General features: G+C 60.1%; 19 protein-coding genes. 8 read left to right on the top strand and 11 right to left on the bottom strand.

The window, feature by feature from the left end:
- Positions 1-93: 93 nt before the first annotated feature.
- The 6 genes from E5K03_RS04640 to trxA all read left to right on the top strand — a co-directional run bounded on the left by E5K03_RS04640 (position 94) and on the right by trxA (position 4,738).
- Positions 94-933 (top strand): SDR family oxidoreductase, encoded by an 840-nt coding sequence (locus E5K03_RS04640; RefSeq protein WP_138005195.1) that lies wholly within the window; start codon positions 94-96, stop codon positions 931-933.
- Positions 934-1,023: 90 nt separating this feature from the next.
- Complete coding sequence (locus E5K03_RS04635; protein WP_138005194.1) at positions 1,024-1,749, top strand: DUF4013 domain-containing protein; 726 nt, start codon at positions 1,024-1,026, stop codon at positions 1,747-1,749.
- Positions 1,750-1,865: 116 nt separating this feature from the next.
- Positions 1,866-2,108, top strand: a complete 243-nt coding sequence (locus E5K03_RS04630) for a hypothetical protein (protein ID WP_138005193.1) — start codon at positions 1,866-1,868, stop codon at positions 2,106-2,108.
- A gap of 42 nt (positions 2,109-2,150) precedes the next feature.
- Positions 2,151-3,464, top strand: coding sequence for an oxidoreductase (locus tag E5K03_RS04625; RefSeq protein WP_138005192.1), 1,314 nt, complete (start codon positions 2,151-2,153; stop codon positions 3,462-3,464).
- A gap of 115 nt (positions 3,465-3,579) precedes the next feature.
- On the top strand, positions 3,580-4,215 hold the full coding sequence (locus tag E5K03_RS04620; RefSeq protein ID WP_138005191.1) for a VOC family protein: 636 nt from the start codon (positions 3,580-3,582) through the stop codon (positions 4,213-4,215).
- A gap of 97 nt (positions 4,216-4,312) precedes the next feature.
- Positions 4,313-4,738 (top strand): thioredoxin, encoded by a 426-nt coding sequence (trxA, locus tag E5K03_RS04615; protein ID WP_138005190.1) that lies wholly within the window; start codon positions 4,313-4,315, stop codon positions 4,736-4,738.
- Between the two features lie 31 nt (positions 4,739-4,769).
- Here trxA and E5K03_RS04610 read toward each other — a convergent pair whose 3' ends face one another.
- Positions 4,770-5,210 (bottom strand): hypothetical protein, encoded by a 441-nt coding sequence (locus E5K03_RS04610; protein ID WP_138005189.1) that lies wholly within the window; start codon positions 5,208-5,210, stop codon positions 4,770-4,772.
- A gap of 135 nt (positions 5,211-5,345) precedes the next feature.
- Here E5K03_RS04610 and E5K03_RS04605 point away from each other — a divergent pair, with 135 nt between their 5' ends.
- Together E5K03_RS04605 and E5K03_RS04600 are read left to right on the top strand one after the other, a co-directional pair.
- Complete coding sequence (locus tag E5K03_RS04605; RefSeq protein ID WP_138005188.1) at positions 5,346-5,798, top strand: universal stress protein; 453 nt, start codon at positions 5,346-5,348, stop codon at positions 5,796-5,798.
- Between the two features lie 128 nt (positions 5,799-5,926).
- Positions 5,927-6,187 carry a hypothetical protein gene (locus tag E5K03_RS04600; protein WP_138005187.1) on the top strand — a complete coding sequence of 87 codons (261 nt, stop codon included), beginning with the start codon at positions 5,927-5,929 and terminating at the stop codon, positions 6,185-6,187.
- A gap of 101 nt (positions 6,188-6,288) precedes the next feature.
- On the opposite strand, the gene E5K03_RS04595 is transcribed toward E5K03_RS04600, so the two are convergent.
- The 10 genes from E5K03_RS04595 to E5K03_RS04550 form a co-directional block, all read right to left on the bottom strand.
- A complete protein-coding gene (locus E5K03_RS04595) occupies positions 6,289-6,513 on the bottom strand; it encodes a hypothetical protein (protein WP_138005186.1) in 225 nt (74 codons plus the stop codon).
- An 81-nt stretch (positions 6,514-6,594) separates the two neighbouring features.
- The gene (locus E5K03_RS04590; RefSeq protein ID WP_138005185.1) at positions 6,595-7,053 is read right to left on the bottom strand and encodes a universal stress protein; all 459 of its coding nucleotides are present in this window, start codon (positions 7,051-7,053) and stop codon (positions 6,595-6,597) included.
- Positions 7,053-8,897 carry a sodium:solute symporter family transporter gene (locus E5K03_RS04585; RefSeq protein WP_138005184.1) on the bottom strand — a complete coding sequence of 615 codons (1,845 nt, stop codon included), beginning with the start codon at positions 8,895-8,897 and terminating at the stop codon, positions 7,053-7,055. Before E5K03_RS04585 ends, E5K03_RS04590 begins: the two co-directional genes overlap by 1 nt.
- Positions 8,894-9,298 (bottom strand): DUF4212 domain-containing protein, encoded by a 405-nt coding sequence (locus tag E5K03_RS04580; protein ID WP_138005183.1) that lies wholly within the window; start codon positions 9,296-9,298, stop codon positions 8,894-8,896. The genes E5K03_RS04585 and E5K03_RS04580 overlap by 4 nt, the downstream gene beginning before the upstream one ends.
- A 108-nt stretch (positions 9,299-9,406) precedes the next feature.
- The gene (gene acs, locus E5K03_RS04575; RefSeq protein WP_138005182.1) at positions 9,407-11,386 is read right to left on the bottom strand and encodes an acetate--CoA ligase; all 1,980 of its coding nucleotides are present in this window, start codon (positions 11,384-11,386) and stop codon (positions 9,407-9,409) included.
- A gap of 68 nt (positions 11,387-11,454) precedes the next feature.
- The gene (locus E5K03_RS04570) at positions 11,455-13,161 is read right to left on the bottom strand and encodes a bacterio-opsin activator domain-containing protein (protein ID WP_138005181.1); all 1,707 of its coding nucleotides are present in this window, start codon (positions 13,159-13,161) and stop codon (positions 11,455-11,457) included.
- Positions 13,162-13,315: 154 nt separating this feature from the next.
- Positions 13,316-14,515: a DUF418 domain-containing protein gene (locus tag E5K03_RS04565; RefSeq protein ID WP_138005180.1), complete on the bottom strand. Its 1,200-nt coding sequence runs from the start codon at positions 14,513-14,515 to the stop codon at positions 13,316-13,318.
- Between the two features lie 42 nt (positions 14,516-14,557).
- On the bottom strand, positions 14,558-16,510 hold the full coding sequence (acs, locus tag E5K03_RS04560) for an acetate--CoA ligase (RefSeq protein ID WP_138005179.1): 1,953 nt from the start codon (positions 16,508-16,510) through the stop codon (positions 14,558-14,560).
- A gap of 72 nt (positions 16,511-16,582) precedes the next feature.
- Entirely contained in the window at positions 16,583-18,283 is a 1,701-nt protein-coding gene (locus tag E5K03_RS04555) for a methylmalonyl-CoA mutase family protein (RefSeq protein WP_138005178.1), read from the bottom strand.
- Between the two features lie 74 nt (positions 18,284-18,357).
- On the bottom strand, positions 18,358-18,996 hold the full coding sequence (locus E5K03_RS04550) for an FAD-dependent oxidoreductase (protein WP_138005177.1): 639 nt from the start codon (positions 18,994-18,996) through the stop codon (positions 18,358-18,360).
- Positions 18,997-19,539 lie beyond the last annotated feature (543 nt).

Genomic DNA, 19,539 nt, shown 5'->3' with positions numbered 1-19,539 from the left:
TATCTGCTATCCACCGAGGTGGACTCCGATCGAGCTGCTCTAATAAACAATCCACACCCGTACAGTTTTCCCACTACCGATCGTGGTGGATCCATGGACATTCCGGATCTCACAGGCCGAACCGCATTTATCACCGGGACGACCCGCGGTATTGGTAAATCGATCGCCCTTGCGCTCGCGGATGCCGGTTGTAACGTGGTCTCCACCGGCAAGACGGTCGATGACACTGATAGCGATCTCGAGGGAACAATTCACAAGACGGCTGCTGCATGCGACGCACGCGGCGTTGAGTCGCTCGCGGTTCAACTGGACGTCCGCGATCCCGAGGCGGTAGAAGCGGCCGCCGAGCGGACGATCGACCGATTCGGCGGCGTCGACATCGTCATCAACAACGCGAGTGCGATCCAGCTTGCGAACGTCGCGGACCTTCCGCCGAAGCGCTTCGATCTGCTCACAGACGTCAACGTCCGTGGGACGTACCTCGTTTCGCGGGCATTTATCCCACATCTGACCGATTCGGACGAGGGCTGGATCTTGACGAACGCGCCGCCGGTAACGGTCGATCGCGCTCCCGGGTTGGCCCCCTACGCTTGGTCGAAGCTCGGGATGTCGTTTCTTACGCTCTCGTTGGCCGACGAGCTCGCAGCGCATGACATCGGCTGTAACACCTTCTGGCCGAAGACGGCGGTCGACACCCGCGCCACGCGGTACTTTGGGCTGGGAACCGAAGACGACTGGCGAACGCCCGAAATCGTCTCTGACGCGGTGCTTACGATGCTCTCGAATGACCCTGCGGAGTACACTGGCAACGCCGAGTACGTCGAAGACATCCTCGAGGCCGCCGGTGTGACTGATTTTTCGCGGTACAACGTCACCGAGGGTGATCCTGCACCGCTCTCGGCGGAGATGTTCGATCGGGAAGGCGGCTTTTGATCCACTACCTGTTATCGCGGTCATCTTGCCGCTCACATGTCCCAGGCACTTATTTAAGTAGTCACAGCGCGTTCATACCTTCGATTCACCATGTTCAACGAGTCAGTTCAATACCTTCGATCGTCCACAGACCCCGTCAAAACGATACTCATCGGGGGCCTGTTGCTCATTCTTTCACCGCTTTTGCTCCCGGTGTTCACCGTAACCGGATACATCCTCGAGGTTATCCGTCGTACGTCGAGCGGTAACGACGAACCACCAGCGTTTGAGGCGTGGGTCGACACCACTGTCGACGGCGCAAAGGCGTCGGTCATCGTCTTTGTGTACCTCGTATTGCCCGCGCTCATCCTGACAATCGCGGCCGCGATCGCGGCGGTGTCTGTCCTGTCGGCCTCATCGCTTCCCCCACGACTGGCGACGCTTTCGGGCGTTGTTGGGTTTGGCGTTGTCGTCCTCGTCGGGCTCTTCGGGGTCGTCATCGCGCTGGCCGGGATGTACATCTCGCCGGCCGCGATCGCACACTACGCCGACACCGGTCGAATCCGTGACGGCTTCGCGATCCGGACCCTGTGGCCGGCGCTCGTCGATCGAACGTACGCGATGGGCTGGCTTACCGCGGCGGCGCTCATCATTGCTGGCGGTATCGTTAGTGGACTCGTTGGTGCAATCCCGGTTGCCGGCTTCATCGCTGCGGCATTCGTGTCGTTTTATGCGGTTGTCGCTGCGTACTACGTCATCGGCCACACGTGGGCGGATGTCCGCCCTGAGACCACGATGCAGGACGGTCACACCCCGACTGAACAGCCTGCGGTCTGATCGACACACGCTTGATTCGACGACGAATCGAACGAGCAGCCCCGTCAGGGACTCTCTCTTTTGACTGTCTGCTCGCCAACTGTACGCTTTTGTCCGGCTAAATCCTCTGTGTACGTATGGAGGTGCCCGACAAGCGTCCCGATCGGTGTCCAGTCTGTGCGTGCCCCTACGAGTCAGTCTCACAGCACGAATCTGGCGTGATGGTCAATCTCCTCGACAATGCTCGCTACCAGCGGGTGTGTTTCGACCCGATCGCCGAGGAGACGGGGGCGAAGCTTCGATTCTTTCACCACAGCCACGAGCAACTGGGGACCGAACCGGGCAGCGAACGGCCTGCGTGTCTTGAGCTGCGCCGCTGATTCTACCAATACATAAGCGTGCGGGTGCCGTACATTCGCTTGATGGCGACGCTGCACCAGCCGATCGACATCGGCGGCCACGCGGTTCGCAACCGCCTGTATCGCGCCCCACTTTTAGAGTGTGCGGGCAACGGGCCCGATGCGATCGAGACACTCGTTGCCGACCTCGAACCAGCGGCGGCCGCCGGCGCGGGACTCGTCTGTCAGGGTGCGACGATCGTCCGCTCACCTGGCGGCTGTGCCGCGCCGGGAATGACCTACGTTGATGATCTGGACTTCGTTTCGGACCTGCAGACGCTCACCGATCGGATCCACGACCACGGCGCGTCGATCGCAATCCAGCTTGAACACGGCGGGCTGCGAAGCATGGAAACCTGGCACGCCGGCTTTCGCGAGCGTCACCCTGCACTCTCTCAGCTCGCAGTTTCGGAGCCGCCGGCACTACTGCGGGCGATCGCAAAGACGGGACTTCTCAGCTACGATCCACACGTCATGACGACCGCCGAGGTCTACGCGCTGGCGGCGGATTTCGGCCGTGCAGCCGGCTACGCGGTCGACGCCGGCTACGACATCGTCCACCTCGCTGGCGCGAACATGGGGATCATCCACCAGTTCCTCTCGCCGTTTTACAACCGCCGCGACGACGAGTTTGCCGACGGTGTTCGGTTCCTTGAACTCGTTTACGACGAGATCCGATCGCAGGCCGGATCTGTCCCGATCATGACAAAGGTCCCTGCCGAGGAAGCTGCCCCGCCCATCATCCGTCGCCGCCTTGACGTTGACGCGGCGATCGGTATCTGTGGACGGCTCGACGCGATCGGCTACGACGCGGTTGTCCCGGTCACGGGCTCGGTCTTCTGGGACATGAGTATCATCAAAGGCGAGTATCCGGGCCGAGCGTGGCGCGACAATCGCTTCGAGGCGGGGTACGCCGACGCCTTTGGCGGACGGCTGCGAGCCGCACTTGTCGCTGCCGCAAATCGTGTGGAGTCGTTCGTCTACGACTTCGAACCTGCGTGGAACGCTGGACTGTGTTGTCGGGTGCGCCGCCAGGTCGATATGCCTGTCCTCGCAGAGGGCGGGATCCGGACGCGTGGGACGATCGATCGACTCCTGGGGACTGATTGCGACATGGTTGGGCTTGGACGGCCGTTCTACGCCGAACCGGAGCTACCCGCCCGTCTGCTCGCCGCAGACGCCGACGGAGATACCGCTGTCGTCTGTGAGAACTGTAACAACTGCGTCGTGCCGCAGGCCGCCGGCGAGCCCGGGGTGTGCCGGACTCCGGCGGTGCTCAAACGGGCCGGACGGCTGCGCAAAGAGGGAGCGTACGATCGCCAGACCCCAGACCGCTGATCTCTCTCAGCGGATCGCCCGCGCTCGGTGTGCACACCCATCACCGGACACCGATGTCACGTGGTCACGCGATCGTCGCTGCCGAATATATACGCGTTGAACACGTATACAGCGTATGAGCAATCAAACTCCAGCCGATCAGTTAGACGCCCCAATCACCGCCGAAAACCCAGAGAGCGCTGTCGGCGTCACCGGTGTTGACCACGTGACGCTCGTCGGCAGCAACGCCGAGGACACGATCGAGTTCTACCGTGACATCCTCGGGCTGTCGCTCGTGCTCAAACAGCCGAATCTCGACGCACCAAACGTGACGCACTTGTTTTTCGACGCTGGTGACGGCCGGATTATCACGTTCTTCGTCGAGGACGGCAGACAGTCGAATCGATCGCCCCAGCGCACGCCGTTGGGTGGTGTCCACCACATCTCCTTTAGCTTCGATCCCGAGCGACTCGAAGAAGTCAAACAGGGCCTGCGCCATAACGGCTATCGGTTCAACGAATTCAACCGCGGGATCTTCTACTCGCTGTACACGACCGACCACAACGGCTTCGTGATCGAACTCTCGACGGACAAATACGAGATTCCCGACGATCGCCGCGGCGAGGTACTTGCGCTTGCACATCAAAAGCGCGTCGCGGACGGCTCTGAGTACGCAAAAGGCGAACACCTGAAAGCTGCGCTTGAAGAACTCGGGCTCCCGATTGAAGCGGCTACACTCCCTGAAACCGCCTCCGGTGCTGGCGGACTGTAGGCTGCCCGCCGATCGCGGGTTTTCCGCCCCGGCGGTTTTCCAGCAGTTGTGCACAACTTGGACAATACTTATCTCTCTTCACACCGTATCACCCTCTATGAGTCGTTCAGACGACCTCGACGCGATCCGCGAACAAAAACGCGAACAGCTAGCGGCGCAACTCGCCGACGAATCCGGCGAAGACGAGAGTCAAAGCGCTGATTCCCCCGATACGCCGATTCACATCAACGGCCCCGATCACCTCGCTGAAGTCACGAATACCCACGATGTCGTACTCGTTGATTTCTTTGCGGAGTGGTGTGGGCCGTGCAAGATGCTCGAGCCGACGCTCGAAGAACTGGCTGCTGAAACCGACGCTGCGATCGCAAAGGTTGACATCGACCAACATCAGGGTCTCGCAGCTCAGTACGGCGTACAAGGCGTTCCGAACCTCGTGTTGTTCGCCGATGGCTCACCCGAAGAGCGGATCGTCGGCGCACAGCCGAAATCACAGTTTGAACAGCTTCTTGGGAAGTACACCTGAAACGTCGACTGCGACGACCGATAGGCCCGGTTCAAAACAACCCAGTCAACGCGATGCTTGCCGCGCCCACGATCGCTGAGATCTCGTACCAGCGCCGACTTCGTGCGGCAGCGGCTTCTGTCTCTCCGGTCGCCACGGCTTTCGCGAACCGGCCCGTCCCGACCGTCACACAGGCAACCAAGACGACCCAAAGGAGCATCGATGCCAGCACGAGTCGGCCAGACATGGTTGTCACAAGCGATGATAGTGTATGCTGTGTCGACGTGAGATACGCTTCCGTGAGGAGCACTCCAGTTCCCGACACGGCAGTCACACCGGCAAAGCGCCGGCCGATCGACCGCACGACTGCCGTCGAAACGATTCCCCGACGAACCACCGGAAGCACGACGAGCACCATCGATATTGTTGCCCCCACTAACACCACGACTGCGAGGAGGTTGGCCGCCTCAACAGCGGCGTACGCGACACCCATACCGTATTATTGTCGTATGTGAACAAATGTATTGGGATCGGCCGTCTCTGCCACCACACCGCTCGTCATCTAACCGATGCCAACTCATGAGAACAGACCGTCGGATTCAATTTCCCTGCTGTGTAATCTCTGTTCGTGTACGATCGAATTCTCCTTCCAACGGACGGCAGCGACGCCGCGATCGCAGCGCTTGAACACGCACTGGACCTTGCGGAGCGACACGACGCTGACCTCGACATTCTCTATGTCGTCGATCACGAGCGCCTCGGCCGAATGGCGCCCGAACTCGGCTCCGAACAGATCCGTGAGGCACTAACTGCTGAGGGCGAGCGGGCGACCTCAATGGTCGCCGAAAAGGCCGCAGCGGCGGACATCGACACGAAAACCGTCATCCGCGAGGGAATTCCGGCGGATACGATCGTCGGATACGCTGACGAGGAGGACGCCGACGTCATCGTGATGGGAACCAACGGCCGATCGGGGCTCGATCGACTCCTGTTAGGCAGCGTGGCCGAAACCGTGATCAAACAGACCGAAATTCCCGTTTTCTTGGTCAAACAAACCGAATCCGACGATTTGACGGCGTAATCGAGCGATACTCACTGGCGTTCGATCGCTGTGGCATACATTTACACGGTTACCAATTGGTACGATACCGTCTGTGTATGTATCAAACTTTTGAAAATACTTACGGACTGTCGCTGCGAATAGCCAGTATGTCCCTTTCGGATTACACGGGCGAAACGCCGCCGGGATTCGACACGTCCGCACAGATTCGACGGATCAACCACCACCGACTGTGGGATCAACGCGGCGAGTCGATTGAGCCGTGTGCAAACTGCGCAGCTGATCTCCCGCTCTCAGAACGACACATTGTCGTCCGATTGCAAGTCTCGGCTGACAGCGATCGCGAGACCGCTCGATACATCTGTGATGAACGATGTCTCCACGAGTGGCTCGATACCGACACAGAGTGACATCCTCGCCCGCCGTGAACGGCGGGATTCTCTCGCTGAGTAAAGATCGCTCGGAGTTCATCGGGCGATACTCTGTAGCGCATCCGATTAGCGTCGCCGACTCACTGCTGTTGGTTCCTCGCCGCATCCCACGACCACACAAACCCGAAGTATCCCGGGACGCCGGCTGCCAAAAACAGGTAGTATGCCCAGGTCGGCGCGCCGACGAACACGTAGTCGACGAGGATCGTCACCGCGGTGACCCACACGATCGCGAAAGTCAAATCGAAGAGCATCCCGCGACGGTTTTCCCGCAGGTGTGTCTTGAGTTGGTCACGGACTGTCATTAGTACGCTATTTGTTCCTTCGTTCGATCGCTTCTCAAAGCGTCGATTCGTCTCTGCACGTCTCAACGGTGCGTTGGGCCGCTACTCGGGGTGGTGATCGACCACCAACACCGGGACGTGCGTCGATCGCAGCGTCCGCTCGGTCACACTCCCGAGCAGTGCCCGCCGGACGCCTGCGCGGCCGTGGCTGCCCATCACGATGAGGTCGATGTCGTGGTTTTCGGCGTACTCGGCAATGAGCTTGTGTGGTCGGCCCGCCGAGACATGTTCTACGACGTCGATTCCGTGTGCGGTAGCGCGGTTGGCGATCGTCCCCGTCGCGGCATCCGCACGGTCGCGAACCTCGTCCATTTCCTCGTAGTGGCCCTGCTTGAGCCGATCGACCTGCTCGGTCCCTAAGCTGAGGTTAACTGAATCGATGTCGACCACGTACAGTGTGTGAATTTCTGCGTCGTACCTGTCGGCGAGATCAAGCGCGTGATTCAGTGCGGTCTCTGCCACGTCGCTGCCGTCGGTCGGCACGAGAATCCGATCGTACATTAGCACTCACCTCCGTCCGTCGCAACGTCTTCGTCGCGATGAGTCGCAACGTCCTGGCCGCCATCGGTCGCGATGTCCTGGCTGCCATCGGTTGCGACGTCCTGGCCGCCATCGGTCGCGACGTCCTGGCTGCCATCGGTCGCGACGTCCTGGCCGCCATCGGTCGCGACGTCTTCCCCACCGTCAGCTGCGACAACGTCTTCGGCAGTCTGCTGTTGACGCATCGGCTCTGGACTGTGACACTGTCGGACGATTCGTTTTGTCTCTATCGGCGGCTCATCGGTGAGCAGCGACACGACGATCGTCACTGCGAACACGATTGGGACAGCGACGAGCGCAGAGCCGATCGCAGGCACCCACTGTTCGAGCGTCGCGTTCAGCGGTGCATCGAGGCCGCTGATATACGTTGGGACGACTTCGTTTATCATTGGAATAAACCAGATGGTGAGCCCTGTCGTCATGCCTGCAAGCGCGCCCTGTCTGTTTGTGTTCTCCCACCACATTCCGAGGAAGAACATCGGGAACAACACCGCGCCGGCCAACGAAAACGCGTAGGAGACAAGCGCGGCGATCGGGGCCGCCGGATCCAGTGCCGCGAGCGTCGTGATGACTCCGAGCGCAACGATGCTCAGCCGCCCGACGAAGACCTGCTGGCGCTGGGTCGCTTCGGGATTGATGATGTTCGTGTAGATGTCGTGTGAGATCGCCGAGGAGCCGGCGATGAACAGCCCAGCGGTGGTTGCGATCGCCGCTGCAATACCGCCAGCCGCGACCAATCCGACGAACCACTCCGGGAGCCCTGAAAGCTGTGTGGCAAGCACGACAATCACGTCGGCCGCCTCGGCGGTCATCCCGGGATCACCGTACACTGCACCGAGCTCACTGCCGTACAGGTCGGTCCCGAACGCCGCGAACGCCGGCGCGCTCAAATAGAGGATGCAGATGAAAAACAGTCCCCAGACGGTCGACCACCGCGCAGTCCGCTCGTTTTCGACCGTGTAAAAGCGCACGAGGACGTGCGGAAGCCCGCAGGTTCCGACGATGAGCGAAAAGGCGGTTGCGATCCACAGGTAGTAGCCTTCGCCGACGAACGGCTCGGAGAATTCGCTACTGAGCTCGCCAATGAGTGCGCCGTATTCGATCTGTGGCAGCACCGTCGAGTAGCCGTTTACGAACCCAACCGCGTACAGTCCGGCGACGAACGCGATAATCAAGATGACGTACTGGACGGCCATGTTCTTCGTCGCACCCAACATTCCCGACAACGTCAGGTAGCCGACGGTAATGGCCATCATGATGATGACCATCGCCTGGTAGCCGCTCAGACCGAGAATACCCAGATCGCCGAAAATGTACAGGCCAACGAGGCCCATCCCGCGGGCCTGTCCGATCGCGTAGACGAACCCGATCAGGAACGTCGTGACCGCGCCGATCGCCCGCGCCGTGTCTGAGTTAAACCGATCACCGACGAAATCTGGTGCGGTGTACTTGCCGAATCGGCGAAGCTGTGCGGCCAGGAAGATGAGCAAAATGAAATAGCCCGTCGTCCAGCCGACGACAAACACCAGCCCGTAAAAGCCAGACAGCGCGATCGACGCTGCCATCCCGAGGTATGACGCCGCAGACATCCAGTTTGCACCGATCGCCATCCCGTTTTCGAGGTTGCCGATCGACCGCCCGGCAACCCACATGTTCTCGGCATCAGCAACCCGGAAAATGAAGCCGATCGCAATAAACACCAAGAGCATCCCGATCACAAGGATCGCCGGCAGCGTCTTGAACGAGACGTTGAGTCCCTCCGGGAGCAACTCCGACTGCAGAACGATGGTGAGTGCTTTGCTCATGGCTCGCCCTCCACGATGTCGTGTTCGATTCCGTACTTCTCATCCAGTGCGTCTCGCCGCCAGGCGTACCACGCCGACAGGATCAACGCACCGCCGGGCGCGCCGATCGCGACGAGGAAATAGTGCAGTGGAAATCCAAGTATTGGCATCTCGACGGTCATCATCTCCGGTGCCAGCCGTGTGAGTGTGACCGGCCCGAACACAACGAGCGCCCAGATAATGAAGCCGGTCCAGACGATGCGGAGGTGTTCGCGCATGTAGGGCGTACTCGGCTTGAGCAGGTTTACCTCCGAGCTGAGGTAGTCTGTCTGTCGATGCGCCTGTGCTGCACCCGCGGTCACACCGCCGTCAGTCTCGACGGAACAATCGGTCGCGGCATCGTGGCTGTCAGTGTCTGTCATTGCTGTTTGGGAGCGTATTTTCTCATTGTGGTTTGTGTTCAGGTGTCTACACGAGATCGATCGACCGGCTGTCACCAGCCGATCAGTTCCTGCTCAATAATGCCTATATTAGCTGTTTTGTGCCCTCGCTTGGATGTCTTCGACGACGTCAGGGTTTCGCAGCGTGCTCGTGTTCCCGAGTTCCTCGCCGTTGGCGATGTTTTCGAGCAGCCGCCGCATGATCTTGCCCGATCGCGTCTTCGGCAGCTCCGGGGTGAACACGACCGATTCGGGCTTTGCGATCGGCCCGATCGCCTCATTCACGCCGTCGATGATCCGCTGGCGGAGTTCTTCGTTCTCTTCGTATCCCTCTTCGGTGATGACGTAGGCGTAGACGGCCTCGCCTTTGATGTCGTGGCTGCCCCCGACAACCGCGGCTTCGGCGACGCCCTCGACGCCGACGATCGCTGATTCGATCTCCATCGTCCCCAGCCGGTGCCCGGAAACGTTGATTACGTCGTCGACCCGTCCGAGGACAGTGATGTAGCCGTTATCGTCGATTTTTGCCCCGTCTTCAGGGAAGTACACCCACTCGTCGGCCTCTGGATCTGAGTACTCCTGCCAGTACTCCTTGATGAACCGCTCATCGTTGTTGTACAGCGTCCGCAACATGCCTGGCCACGGCTTGTGAACGGTGAGGTACCCTGCCTGCCCGGGATCGACCTCCTCGCCGGCGACATTGACCACACGTACGTCGACACCCGGCAGTGGCGGTCCGGCCGACCCTGGTTTCATCGTTTTAAGCCCTGGAAGCGTCGTCACGATCATCCCGCCGGTCTCGGTCTGCCACCACGTGTCGACGATCGGACACTCCTCGTCGCCGATGTGGGTGTAGTACCACTTCCAGGCGCGGGGGTTAATCGGCTCGCCGACCGTCCCGAGCAAGCGTAGCGAGGAGAGGTCGTGTTTATCCGGATAGGATCTACCCCACTTCATGAACGCCCGGATCGCCGTTGGCGCAGTGTACAGTTGCGTTGCCTCGTACTCTTCGATGATTTCCCAGAGGCGATCTTTGTCCGGGTAATCCGGGGTCCCCTCGTACATCATCGTCGTCGTCCCGAGCGCGAGCGGGCCGTAGACGATGTACGAGTGCCCGGTAATCCAGCCAATATCGGCCGAACAGAAGTAGGTATCTTCGGGCTTGATGTCGAGAACGTTCTGTGCGGTCCAGGCGGCCCACGAGAGATAGCCGCCCGTTGTGTGTTTGACTCCCTTCGGTTTGCCCGTCGTTCCTGAGGTATACATCAAAAACAGCATGTCCTCAGCGTCGCGTTCGACCGGTTCGACCGTCGCGCCCTCGTTTTCGGCAATGAGATCGGCGTAGGCGGTCTGGTCGTCGCTCAGATCGTGGCCGAAGCCGTCGTCGCCCAGCCGATCGACGACGATCGTCGAGACGTCGTGGTCAACCCCAGACAGTCCATTGTTCGCCTTCGAGAAGTGATCGAGCGGGTCACCTCGTCGGTAGTAGCCGTCACATGTCAGGAGATACTCCGACTCTGCAGCGTTCATTCGCGTCGCGAGCGCGTCTGCAGAAAAGCCTGCGAAGACGACACTGTGAGGCGCGCCGATGCGTGCACACGCTAACAGCGCGATCGCCAATTCGGGGACCATCGGCATGTACATGGTAACGACGTCGTCCGCTTCGACGCCGAGATCGCGAAGCCCAGCTGCGAACTCGTTTACCTCTTTGTGGAGTTCCTCGTAGGTGAACGCTCGGTCTGCCTCATCAACTGGCTCACCGACCCACTGGAGGGCGATTTCGTCCCCACGGTCTTCGAGGTGGCGATCGAGGCAGTTGTACGAGGCGTTTGTCTTTCCGTTGACGAACCACTCGTAAAACGGGGCGTTGCTCTCGTCTAATACCTCGTCGTAGTCTTCGTACCAATCGATGAGGTCGGCTGCTTGCTCCCAACACTCCGGCCAGTTCTCTTCGAACTCTTCGTATATGGCTGGATCAGCCGCGTTCGCCTGTTCGACGAACGACGCGGGTGGTTCGAAGGACTCACCTTCGGCCAGCCGTGCTTCGAGTTCTCCGTCATCATCTGTCATGGCTATCGTAATACAATTAGTATGCCCTAATAAACGGGGGTGCTAATTATACAAAATAATCATTTTTATTAGAGCTGTCTGTTCGCCATCTGTTCGCCACTGACCGTCTCGAACACTGCATCCAACAGCGCCCGTTGGGCTTTCCGCAGGTGATTGTGGAACGTCGGCGATGAGATGTCCATGGCGTCAGCCATCTCCTCGGCCGTGCTGCCGCGAGGCCAATCGAAGTAGCCGCCGCGGTAGGCCGCCTCAATCGTCGCGCGCTGGCGATCGCTCAATCCCTCAAGCAGTTCATTACGAGGATTTTCCGCGGGCGTCGGCGGGCGATCGATTGTCCGCCGTCGAACAAGTCTGGTTTTGGGATAGTCCACACGAAGACCGTCAAGAATCGCACGAACGTCTGTTCCCGTGGGTACCGCTGCGACGACGTCAAGCCGTCCCTCCGCAGCGTTCGCTGTTCGGACCTGCGCTCCCTGCATCGTGATCCCGTGGACAATTGAATCGCCGCGAGCGACGAACCCGACAGTCGCGCCGTTTTCGACTGTATTGACGACACGGAGATCATCAATCGCTTCGAATCGATCGGCGACTGTTGCGACGGCCTTGGCGGTCGCACCCACGACTGTTACGTAGCACAGTAGGGCCGTATTCGACACAGCGATTGTCGAGTTGAGCCGCAGTTGACAGCCGAGTTCTGCGCTTACCGCGGTGAGAAACGCTCCCCTGTCTTCTACGGCGAGATCGAGGGCGAGGGCCGTATCCGAGTGTAACAGATCTCGCCAGCGATACGCCGTGATTGTCTGTCCTACACCACGGCCGATGATCGAAAGCGCCTGTTTGTCTGCCGGTTCAATTGGATGACCGTCGCTCGCACGGACGCAGAGGATGCTGTACGTCGATTCGCCGTCTGCGCACGCGACCGCCGCTGTCGTCTGGTCTGCGGAGACGAACGGGTCTGTTCCCGCATCAGGCACCTCTTCGTGGGACATCTCGAACGATTGATCCACCGTCTGTAGACCGTTCGTCTGTTCGGGCTTTGGTGCGATCTCAAGCACTGCCGTCTCCTGAGCATTGTGGTCGCGACGCCCAATCCATGCGTATTCCCACCGATCAACAGATACGAACGCTTCGACGACGCGACGGTACAGCGTTTTCCGATCAGTACTTTCGATGATCGCCTCAACGGCAGCCACAAGCCAGCCCGCAGTTGCTTGTTTATCGGAGTGCTGTGCAGGATTTGTAAACGCCCTGATGATCTCCGACTGCGGCGGTTCCTCGACGTAGGGATCGAGCGATCCGAGCGACGCCCAGCCGCCGATCGCACGGACAATCCGCGGATCGACGCCACGCTCGCGAAGCAGCGTCCGCGCGAAGCGCTGTCTGAGCGCCGAGGGTGTGATCCCGTCTGGATCGATCCCCACGGCTGCTTCAGCCGCTGTTGCCGCTTCTGTGACCAGCATCTGCACCCGACGGACCGACACCGGCACGTACGGTGTCTCCTTGTCAACCCCAGCGGTGTCGGCGTACCGATCGAGCGCCGCGACAAGCGAGCTCGAAAGCGGTACGGTTCTGTCGATCCCCGTCTCGCCAGGCACCGAAAGCACCGTTACCCGCCCGCTCCGATCGAGACCCCTCGGCCGAACGCGTGGGATCTCCGCGCTCCGGAGGCCGGCTTCGCCCCCTAGCCGGACGGCGATCGCCGCCTGGTGAGTCGGCGCGTGCTCGACGAGTGCTTCGTACGCTGGCTCGCTCACGCCAAGGTCCGATCCGCTCATTTCGTTTTACTACGAAATTACGAAATAATAAATGTTGACGACTCGGCGTGAGCAGCGTTCTTTCATACTCACCACATATTATCCGTCTAGTTGCAGTATATCCGCTGAATTTATCCGACTAATTGATTCGGATATTCTACAAATACGAAACACACTACGATCTCTCTTTCCGAAGCGGTTGTCGTTCGCCGTAGGTTGCGGTCCGCCAGAGCCACTCGATCGGCCCGAATCGGAAGTACCGAAGCCACAGCACCGATAGCGGGAGCTGCACCGCCCAGATCACACCCACGACACCGAGCATCTCGACGCGGCTCACCGAGCCGAACAGGCCGAGCCCATGACCGTAGAAAATCAACGTGGCCAACACAGTCTGCAGCAGGTAGCTCGACAGTGCGGTTCGGCCGACCGCCGCGAGTGCGCCTGCGACGATCCCCTCGCCCCATCGGCGGCAAAACAACATGATGCCCGAAACGTAACAGACTGCGACAAACAGGCTCCCCCAGTGGTTGAACTGCCGGAAATACAGCGCTGCCCCGGCGCTCCAGTCGGCGGCTGTGATGTACCACACGCCGGCGAGAACCATCGCGAACCCGAAAGTCCCGCTCGCCAGTGCCAGCCTGCGGTACTCTCGGGCCGATCGCTCGTTCGTTAACACGCCGGATTTGTACAGCCCCATGCCGATCGCCATGAGCCCACCGACTCGCCAGGCCGAGTAGCCGATGAAGCCGCTTGTCTGCCGGCGGAACGAGGTCGGGACGCGGTGGTCCATCTGCGCGAGCCAGCCCGATCGGTAGGTCTCGATCTCCGATTGCAGCGCCGCCGTGGTCGGCTCCCACTGGGCGCGGATCGCGTCCTCCCCGACTGAGATCGCCACCGCCAGCTCAGAGACAGAAATGATCGCAAGCAGTGCGATTCCAACGCTGATCTGGGTCCGGGCGGGCCACTCGCGGATGTACACCACGGCGAACCCACACAGCGCGTAGGTAACGAGTATATCGCCGTACCAAAGCAGGTACGCGTGCGCCAGTCCGATCACGAGCAACCACGCGTTGCGCCGCTGGAACAGCCCGATGGCGTTTCCAGGTTTGTTCTCGGTGAAAAGCAACACGCCCGCGCCGAAAAGCAGTGTGAAGATTGAGATCATCTTCCCCTCGGCGAGGACGTGACTGGCGAACCACGCGGCGTAGTTGGCTCCGCTAAAATCGCCGTAAACTGTGGGATTCGACAGCGTCACCTCTGGCATCGCGAAAACCCACACGTTGATCAAGAGGATACCAAGCAGGGCGAACCCACGAAGCACGTCGATGCTGACGATTCGCTCGCTGGGCGGGGTCGGCTCGCGTCGGCTACTCACAGCTGTCCTCCTGACACTCGCCCGATCGACGGACCAACGCCATTACGTATTTCCGATCGTCGAACTGATCTCTCCGACGACCTCGGGATTCCTGAGCGCACTGATGTCGCCGAACTCGTTGCCACACGCGATATCTTCGAGGAGGCGACGCATGATTTTTCCGGACCGCGTCTTCGGGAGTTCGGGCGTGAACACAATTCGATCGGGGACTGCGACCGCTCCGATCGCCTCACGCAACCGTGCGCGGATCGCCTCACGCAACTTTTCGTCCTCGCCGGTGTCGTGACGAACCGTCACAAACGCGATCAGTCCTGCCCCGTCGCCGACCACGGCCGCTTCTGTTACCCCCGGTACCTCGACGATCGCCGCCTCCAGTTCGGTCGTTGTCAGTCGGTGGGCGTCGACGTTGATCACGTCGTCAACTCGCCCGAGAATCGTCACGTAGCCGTCCTCGTCGATCGTCGCGCCGTCACCCGTCTGATACGCCCATCCGTTGTCGGTCTCGCGCCAGTACTCGCGGATGTATCGATCCGTGCCGCCGCGCAGGCCGCGCAACATCCCGGGCCACGGCTTCGTTACCGTGAGATATCCTGTTTCACCCGGCGCGATCGGCTCACCGGTCTCGTCGACGACCGCGATGTCGATGCCTGGTAGTGGCGGGCCCGCCGCGCCCGGCTTCATCTTCGAGAGTCCCGGCAGCGTCGCGAGTAGTATCGCACCGGTTTCGGTCTGCCACCACGTGTCGACGATCGGGGTCTCTCCGTCGCCGACGTGCTCGCGGTACCACCGCCATGCCCGTGGGGTGATCGCCTCACCGACGGTTCCGAGCAACCGCAGCGACGAGCGATCGTGGCGCTCGGGAAACTCCGCGCCCCACTTCATAAACGATCGGATCGCTGTCGGTGCGGTGTAGAACACGTTTACCGCGTTTCGCTCGATGAGCTCCCAGATTCGGTTTCTGTCCGGATAATCGGGAGTCCCCTCGTAGACGATCGAGGTGGTCCCGAGCGCGAGCGGGCCGTACACCCCATAGGAGTGGCCGGTAATCCAGCCGATGTCGGCTGCACACCAGTAGGTGTCTTGGGGCTTTACGTCTAACACTGCTTGCGTCGTCCATGCGACGTGTGCAAGGTACCCGCCCGTCGCGTGTTCGACGCCCTTTGGCTCGCCGGTCGTCCCGGACGTGTACATCACAAATAGCAGGTCTGTCGCGTTTCGGGCGACCGGCTCGACGGTCTCGCCTCGGTGTGCCGTCACGAGTTCGTCATAGTCGTATTCGTTGTTCCCGAGATGCACGGCAAGTTCTGGACCGAGTCGATCGACGACGACCATTGCCGAGAGGTCGTAGTCGAGTCGAATCCGGGCGTTATCGGCCTTGCTCTTTTGATTGAACGCGTCCTCGCGGCGGTAGTAGCCGTCACACGTCACGAGTACTTCGGACTCTGCAGCCCCCATCCGCTGGGCGAGCGCCTCCGCGGACAACCCCGCGAAGACGACGTTGTGGGGCGCGCCGATCCGCGCGCACGCGAGCATCATAATCGGTAGCTGTGGGATCATCGGGAGGTACAGCGTGACGACGTCGTCGGCCTCGACGCCGAGCTCTCGGAGGGCTGCTGCTGCCGCATTGACCTCCCGGTGGAGATCGAGGTAGGTATAGCTCTGGCGCTCGTCACGCTTGCCGATCCACGTGATCGCGACCTGGTTTTTGCGCTCCTCAAGGTGTCGATCGAGACAGTTGTACGAGGCGTTCAGCTCGCCGTCCGAAAACCAGCGATACAGCGGCGCATCCGTGTCGTCCAACACCGTCTCGTAGGGGGCCTCCCACTCGAGCAGCGCCGCTGCCTCGCCCCAACACGCAGGCCACGAGCGGTCGAACCGCTCGTAGATCGATCGATCTGACACGTTGGCGGTTTCGACGAACGCTGTCGGCGGCTCGATTGGATCATCGAACGGTGGTTCGTCGGACGAGGACCGATCGCCCGTGGGCGCATCCATACCACCATACGGAACGTCCAGTCAGGTATACTTTGCCCGGATTCTCGATCGAAATCACGATCGATTCGATGGCTACGTGAGCCGAACCATTTCCTGATAGCTACCGTGTTTGGCCTCGAAGATATCCATAATCTCGCCCATTGTTGCATACGCTTTTACCGCCTCGACCATCGCCGGCATGACGTTTTCGCCGGCATCAATCGCCGCCTCGAGTTCTCCCAGTGTGCGATCGACGGCCGCGTCGTCGCGATCGGCTTTCACCGATTCGAGTCGATCGAGCTGTCTGTCCTGGGTCGTCTCGTCGACGTGGAGGAGATCCGGACTCGTATCCTCATCGATCGTGTATTTGTTCACTCCCACGACAGTCTCTTTGCCGGCTTCGACCCGCGATTGATACTCGTAGGCGGCGTCTTGGATCTCCCGGTGGAAGTAGCCTTCCTCGATCCCGGCGAGCACGCCGTCGCGGATTGAGCCGTCGCCCATCGATTTGATCTCCTCGATGTAGGCCATCGCCTTCTGTTCGGTCTCGTCAGTGAGCGACTCGATCATGAAGCTCCCGCCCAGCGGATCGATCGAATCGGCTGCGCCGGACTCCTCGGCGATGATCTGTTGGGTCCGAAGTGAGACTCGAACGGCCTCCTCGGAGGGTAACGCGAGCGCCTCGTCGAAGGAGTTCGTGTGCAGCGACTGGGTACCGCCCAGTACGCCTGCCAGCGCCTGGATCGTCACCCGGACAATGTTGTTCAGCGGCTGTTGGGCGGTCAGCGACTGACCGGCGGTCTGGGTGTGGAACTTCAGCTGTTTCGATCGCGGATCGTCGGCGTCGTACCACCCGTCTATGACTTGCGCGTAGATCCGTCGCGCCGCGCGGAACTTCGCGACCTCCTCGAAAATCGAGTTGTGTGAATTGAAAAAGAACGATAGCTGTGGCGCAAACTCGTCGACATCGAGCCCACGGTCGATCGCATCTTCGACATATGCGAAGCCGTCCGCGAGCGTAAACGCGAGCTCCTGGATCGCCGTCGAGCCAGCCTCTCGGATGTGGTATCCCGACACCGAGATCGGCTTGAAATTTGGAGTTTCGGCGGCGGCAAACTCGATCACGTCGGTGACAAGCGACAGCGACGGCTCCGGTGGGATCACCCACTCCTTTTGGGCAATAAACTCTTTGAGCATGTCGTTCTGGAGGGTGCCGCGGATCTCCTCACGAGGGACGCCCTTCTTATCGGCGAGTGCAACGTACATCGCATAGATGACCGGTGCGCTCGGGTTGATGGTAAAAGAAGTCGACACTTCGCCGATGTCGATTCCCTCAAAGAGAATCTCCATGTCACGCAGGGTGTCAACCGCGACTCCCTCTTTGCCGACCTCACCGTCCGAGAGGGGGTCGTCGGAGTCTTTTCCCATAAGCGACGGCATGTCGAACGCCGTCGAAAGGCCGGTCTGACCATTTTCGATCAGGTAGTGAAACCGATCGTTCGTCTCCTCGGCGGTCCCGAAGCCAGCGAACTGCCGCATTGTCCACGTCCGCCCGCGGTGCATCGTCGGGTAGACCCCACGGGAGTACGGTTCCTCGCCCGGAAAACCGAGATCCTCGAGGTAGTCCAACTCGGCGACATCTGCGGGGGTATAGAGCCGATCGACCTCGAGGTTCGAGACCGTCGCAAACCGTTCTTTTCGCTCCCCAAACCGTTCTAGCGTCGGTCCGAGAGTTGTCTCGTCCCACTCGGCTTTCGCCTCACGGATCCGATCGAGCTCGTCGGGGTCGTACATGCCGCAATTTTTGCCGGACTAATCATTAAGGATTCCGGGTGGGCCACTCGGCGTGGAACGTCAGGACGATCGAGCTACCCGAAATTTTCGACCTTCGCTTCTGTGGGATCGCCGCCAGCGGCGTCGATCGCCGCCTCTGCCTCGTCGACGAACGATCCGAAGCCGTAGACGAACACTTGCTCGCCGGGCTCTCCGGAGAGTGTCGCCGCGACGGCGTCCTCGATCGCACTTGAGACCACGTAGACGGTCGCGCCGGTGGCTTCAAGTTCGGCCAGTCTGGCCTCGTGGGCGGGTTCGCGGTCTGCATAGACGATCGCAACCTGTTTGCCTTCTGTGAGCGCCCGCTCGCCGATCCCGACAGCCGGACCGATACCGGGTCCGCCTGCGAGCACGACCACACGGGATTCGCCCTCGTAGTAGTCGCTTCCGAATGGTCCCGCCATCTCCAAGCTGTCGCCCGCCGACAGCGAGGCAAGATGCGCGGAAAACGGGCCACCCTCTGCCTCGTCGATACCAATTGTCACCTCGAAGCTCTCGGTCATGTCGGGCGAAGAGAGCGTGTAAAACCGCGCGTACGATTCGCCGTCGACGGTTCCGGTGAGCCTCACGAACTGACCCGGTTCGGCCTCGAAGCCGTCCGGCGAATCAAACTCGATCGCGATCGTGTCTGCGCCGACCTCGGACGTCGATCGGACCGTGACTGTTGCGTCCATACTCGAAGGTGGCGTTGGCGGGTGAAAGATTGTTTGTTTGCTTGTCGTTGATGATTATCGTAGCGTTTGCAATTATCTTCTACTGCTGTTCAGGACAGATCGGCTCAAACGGTCTCGAACCGAATATGCGGATACCTGTTGCAAAGCCGTGCAAACGTGACGATAGTATTGTTAAGTGTTTTCATACTGTTTCCGAACCGTTCTCCTTTCAACTCCATCGCCACCTCGAAATGTGGGCTTTCGGTACGAATTTCTCTTTAATATATACTTATCCGGTTGGTCTGTTTTAACTCAACCACGTGAGTTTCGCGTACTGTGTACAGTAGGTCTGTGTTACCGCTCGGCGTTTTGATGTGATATTTACCGTGGTATCCGACGTGGCATTGATCACGTCAAACTCCATCAACCGCCAGTAAACAGTGTTAGACTAGGTATACCTTACTTTCAGATTTTTTTGACAATCAAGAATATGTTAATTTTTACTATCATCTGTGTACCCTGATATCGGCTGTACCATGACTATCGGTCTAAGCTACGTCGCAA

It is taken from the genome of Halalkalirubrum salinum, assembly GCF_005543295.1.
GTDB classification, from domain to species: Archaea; Halobacteriota; Halobacteria; order Halobacteriales; family Haloferacaceae; genus Halalkalirubrum; species Halalkalirubrum salinum.
Note: the sequence above shows the minus strand (reverse complement) of the source record. Positions and strands in the feature narration are given on the sequence as shown.